This window comes from Candidatus Jordarchaeum sp. (assembly GCF_052745115.1).
Genome location: NZ_JBRAKS010000338.1, coordinates 1 through 4,158 on the forward strand (window position 1 = coordinate 1; position 4,158 = coordinate 4,158).

4 protein-coding genes are annotated in these 4,158 nt (G+C 37.7%); 3 read left to right on the top strand and 1 reads right to left on the bottom strand.

Annotated elements, in window-relative coordinates; translation table 11 throughout:
- Positions 1 to 13: 13 nt before the first annotated feature.
- The 3 genes from ACUVXA_RS17350 (at position 14) to ACUVXA_RS17360 (ending at position 3,153) form a co-directional block, all read left to right on the top strand.
- Complete coding sequence (locus ACUVXA_RS17350) at positions 14 to 1,147, top strand: hypothetical protein (protein ID WP_445872541.1); 1,134 nt, start codon at positions 14 to 16, stop codon at positions 1,145 to 1,147.
- A 114-nt stretch (positions 1,148 to 1,261) separates the two neighbouring features.
- Positions 1,262 to 2,530, top strand: a complete 1,269-nt coding sequence (locus ACUVXA_RS17355; RefSeq protein ID WP_445872542.1) for a Glu/Leu/Phe/Val family dehydrogenase — start codon at positions 1,262 to 1,264, stop codon at positions 2,528 to 2,530.
- A gap of 443 nt (positions 2,531 to 2,973) precedes the next feature.
- Positions 2,974 to 3,153, top strand: coding sequence for a hypothetical protein (locus ACUVXA_RS17360; RefSeq protein WP_445872543.1), 180 nt, complete (start codon positions 2,974 to 2,976; stop codon positions 3,151 to 3,153).
- Between the two features lie 126 nt (positions 3,154 to 3,279).
- On the opposite strand, the gene ACUVXA_RS17365 is transcribed toward ACUVXA_RS17360, so the two are convergent.
- The coding region (locus ACUVXA_RS17365; RefSeq protein WP_445872544.1) for an MBL fold metallo-hydrolase at positions 3,280 to 4,158 on the bottom strand (879 nt) is incomplete at its 5' end.

Here is a 4,158-nt window from a genome sequence, read left to right on the forward strand (position 1 = left end):
AAAATATTTCAGATTGATTGCGAATTTCTCGAAAGATCTCTATTCAATAGATGATGGGTTTTCTAAGCAAACTGAGAGAGAATTTAAAGAATACAAATTTCACCAATTTGTTGATGCAATTCAATGGTCAACTGTATCACTGTCAAAGTTCGTATATTTCCTTGATATGTACTTTAAAGCTATGACCCTTTGGTTTGACTTTTTCTATAATATAGCTGATTCACTTGGAGTAAAAGAACATTCTAATATTTTTATTAGAAAAAAAAATCTTGAGGATATTATAGAACCACAAAAAATAGACCTGGGTTTCCTGAAATATAATATTAGTAGCACATTAGATTTTGTTTCTCCCAAAATCAAAGACCTGTTTACTCTTCTACTTTCAGAGCTAAAAGAGCTTCCTGATATTTTAAAAATTCTAAGATCCGAAATTGCTGAACACTTTGTGAGTGATTTGGAGGAAACAATAAAAAAATGGTTAAATCTCGACAATGAGTTTCATGTTCTTTTTGAAGAGGCACTAAAGGATTCATCACATAAATGTATAAATAAACTATTGAATTTATTCGAAAATTTGAAAAAATTTGCTGAAAGCTTTTTGAGAATCACTGGTTACTTAACTCCTTCCGATAAAATTGGGGTTGAATATGAATTCAAAGACTTTTTAAAAATTTTAGATACATTTAATGAGATACAAAAAGATCTGAAGATTTTATTAGATGTTCGAAGAGAAGCATATGAACATTCGGAAAAATTTACCGAACTAATACCTGCTGCACTTTGGGGAGATAAAGAGACTGCTCTGAAAAAGTTCGAGTCGTTTGTTCGTTTCGAGATACCAACAGACGAACTAATTCCTAAAAATATTCAAGTAGAAGATCTCGCATTTAATTTAATACAGGCTAGAACAGAACTCAATGTTGTAGACCAAGCAGTAAAATTAGAAAAAGAAAAAGTACATGTTCTCAAATGGGCAGCGGAACTACTTAAGAGTCAAATTTTCCAAATCTTGTATGAAGGCATTCAAAAAAGAGCAGAAACAGCAAGAAAATACTTGGATATGCTTTATCAAAACCTAGACGAACTCCAAGCGGAAACACAAAAGGTATTAAAATTCAAAAGTAAAAAACCTAGTCATTATTTTTAATAACGACAGATTGACTCACTAAAATTTTAATTTTTGAGTATAAATTTATACCAATCCTTAAATAAAACCTAAAGAAAGTGATATTTAGGAAATAATTATAGGTTGTGCTTCTAAATGGGAAAAGAGAACTCTTTCCAAAACGTGTTGAATCAACTAGACAAAACCGCTGAAATAATGAATCTGAACCATAACATTCACAACTTTCTCAGAAAACCGCAACGCTCCTTAGAAGTATCCATACCCATAAGAATGGACGACGAAAGCATCAACGTATACGAAGGGTACCGAGTACAATACAATTACGCTCGCGGACCCTGTAAGGGAGGAGTCCGATATCATCCCTCAGTAACCTACGACGAGATCAAAGCCCTAGCGGCTCTAATGACCTGGAAGTGCGCCGTGGCAGATATTCCCTATGGAGGAGCCAAAGGAGGGGTAATCTGCAACACCAAAGAAATGTCTATATGCGAACTGGAAAGACTAACCCGCAGATACACTTACATGATCCTACCCATTATCGGTCCCGAAAAAGACATCCCCGCACCAGACCTATACACCAATGAGCAAACAATGGCCTGGATGATGGACACCTACTCCATGATGACCGGCTACTCCGTACCCGGCGTAGTGACCGGTAAACCCCTAGAAATAGGCGGAACCAAAGGAAGATCATACGCAACCGGAAAAGGCGTAATGTTCATAACTCGCAGAGCACTCGAATACTACAAAATACCCTTAAAAGGCTCAACAGTTGCCATACAAGGCTTCGGAAAAGTAGGATCCTACGCCGCAGAATTTCTAACCGAAAAAGGATGCAAAATAGTCGGCATCACAACAGTAGAGGGTGGCCTATTTAACCCCGATGGTTTAAACGTAAACCAACTACTAAAACATGTAAGAACAGGGAAACCGTTATCCGAATTTGAAGGCAAAAACATAGAATACGTACCAAATTTGGAGAAGGCCAACAAACAGCTTCTTAGTATGGACGTGGATGTTCTCCTTCCCGCAGCTATGGAGAACCAAATAACACATGAAAATGCAAATGATATAGAGGCAAAAATAATAGTGGAGGGAGCCAACGCTCCCACAACGCCCAAGGCAGACGAAATACTAATAGACCGCGGCATACCTGTAATACCCGATATTCTGGCAAACGCTGGAGGAGTTATAGTCTCATACTTTGAGTGGGTAATGTCTCTTCAGGCTTTTCTATGGAATGAGCGGGACGTTAATTTAAGACTTAAACAGTTAATACTTGGAGCGTTTGATTCTGTGCTCTCTATTCATGAGAAGAAAAAGGTGGATATGCGGACCGCGGCTTATATTTTAGCCGTGGGGCGTGTAGCGAGAGCCATAGAGTTGAGAGGCTTGTTCCCATAATCTCCTGAAGATGGGGGGCTCTCTATTTTATTATGATTGCTCAAAATTTCCATTTTTATAATTTTTTATTTTCAAACGCTAGCCTTTTATTGAGTTCATTACTTGAGAAGAGCGGTAATTTAGCTATTTTTTCTTTTTTTATATAATGATTTACATTTTACTTTACAATATTTTGTTGGTGGAAAAAGTTAAATATGAAGTGTTATTTATAATCCTAGCATTGATGTGCTAACTGTGAACAATCGTGAATAACCGAACCCAGAGTAGTGATAAATTTGGATATAACTCTTACAGAAAACGCAAAAGAATACATCGCCAAAACCTCGGAAACAATATCAAAGAACAATGAAAAACCAGCTATAGCTATATGGCCCGATAGAGTTTATGCCTGAGGCGGCAGCAGAATAGAGATCCGAATAGACTTATACCCTGAAAAAGAAATTTTGGAAGTCGAAGGATTTGAGAACAAAGGCAATCTAAACGGCACTGATATTCAATACTATGTTCACAAAACAGCCTACGAATTGCTTCCCGAGAATCTCAATGTCGATTATTCAGGATTCCTGTTCAGAAAGCTACACATAACCAATTATGCTCCGGTACGGTTTCGCGGGCGATGTTAAAACACGGGGGTTGGAAATGAGTCGCATCCCAAAAATCTGGAGGGAGTGGTAATCCAACGGAAAAGCACCGTTAAACCCCCATTAAATCCTAATGTATAAATTTGCTTTTTTTAAATCCTAATCAATTTATAGAAATAGTTTTAAAGAATCGTATCCGATTAAAATCTTTTCCTTGGTGGGATCAACTTTTTCCTGTAATTTTTCATGTGGAGGATTCATGTGTGCAAGATGAATTAGTACCGTTTTCTTAGCTTTGAGTGTTTTTGCTAGTTCAATGGCCTCGTTTACTGTCATGTGGTGGTCTAGGAAGTGGGTTGGTTTGTCTATAAATGCATCGGTTATTAGGAGGTCCGGGGTTTTCATGATTCGCAAGGACTCCTCTGGAATTCTCACTCCGGTGTCACCAGTAACAACAAACTTTTTGCCGTTAATATTAAAATTATAGCCAATCGGTTGTATGATTGACTCCGGATGGGTAACATTCCAGCTGGGATGGTAAACTGGAAAGGCTTGGAACTGAATATTGTGGTAGTCGATGGTTTCGTAGAGCTTTATTTCTTTACGCTTCGCGTTGATTATTTTGAATCCCATTTTTTCCAGTACGAAGTCAAGTGTTTCTTTTAATCCAAATACTTTGACAAATTGTTGGACCCGGTAGAATTCGCTAAACCCTAATATGTGGTCGTAGTGGTGATGTGTATATAGGACTGCTGCTATTCTGTTTATTCCTTCTCTTATTAGTTGAGCTCTAAGATCCGGTCCGGTGTCTATGACCATGTTTCTGTTTCTTTCTGGTTCACGGATAATTATTCCAAAACGGGTGCGAGCATTCGGAATGCCCTGCTGACGAGCAATAATACATGTTTCGCATTTACAATTTAATTTTGGTGTTCCAACCGTGTCTCCACTTCCAAGAATAATAACTTCCAAGTCAACCATCTCTTCACGGAAACTGTAGAAATCATAGACATTTGTCACCCCCCTCTTTAAATTTCTTTTCCGAGT

Excerpts from the sequence above, each read along its gene's own strand:
- ACUVXA_RS17355 (WP_445872542.1), top strand. The coding sequence starts at position 1,262 with ATGGGAAAAGAGAACTCTTTCCAAAACGTGTTGAATCAACTAGACAAA.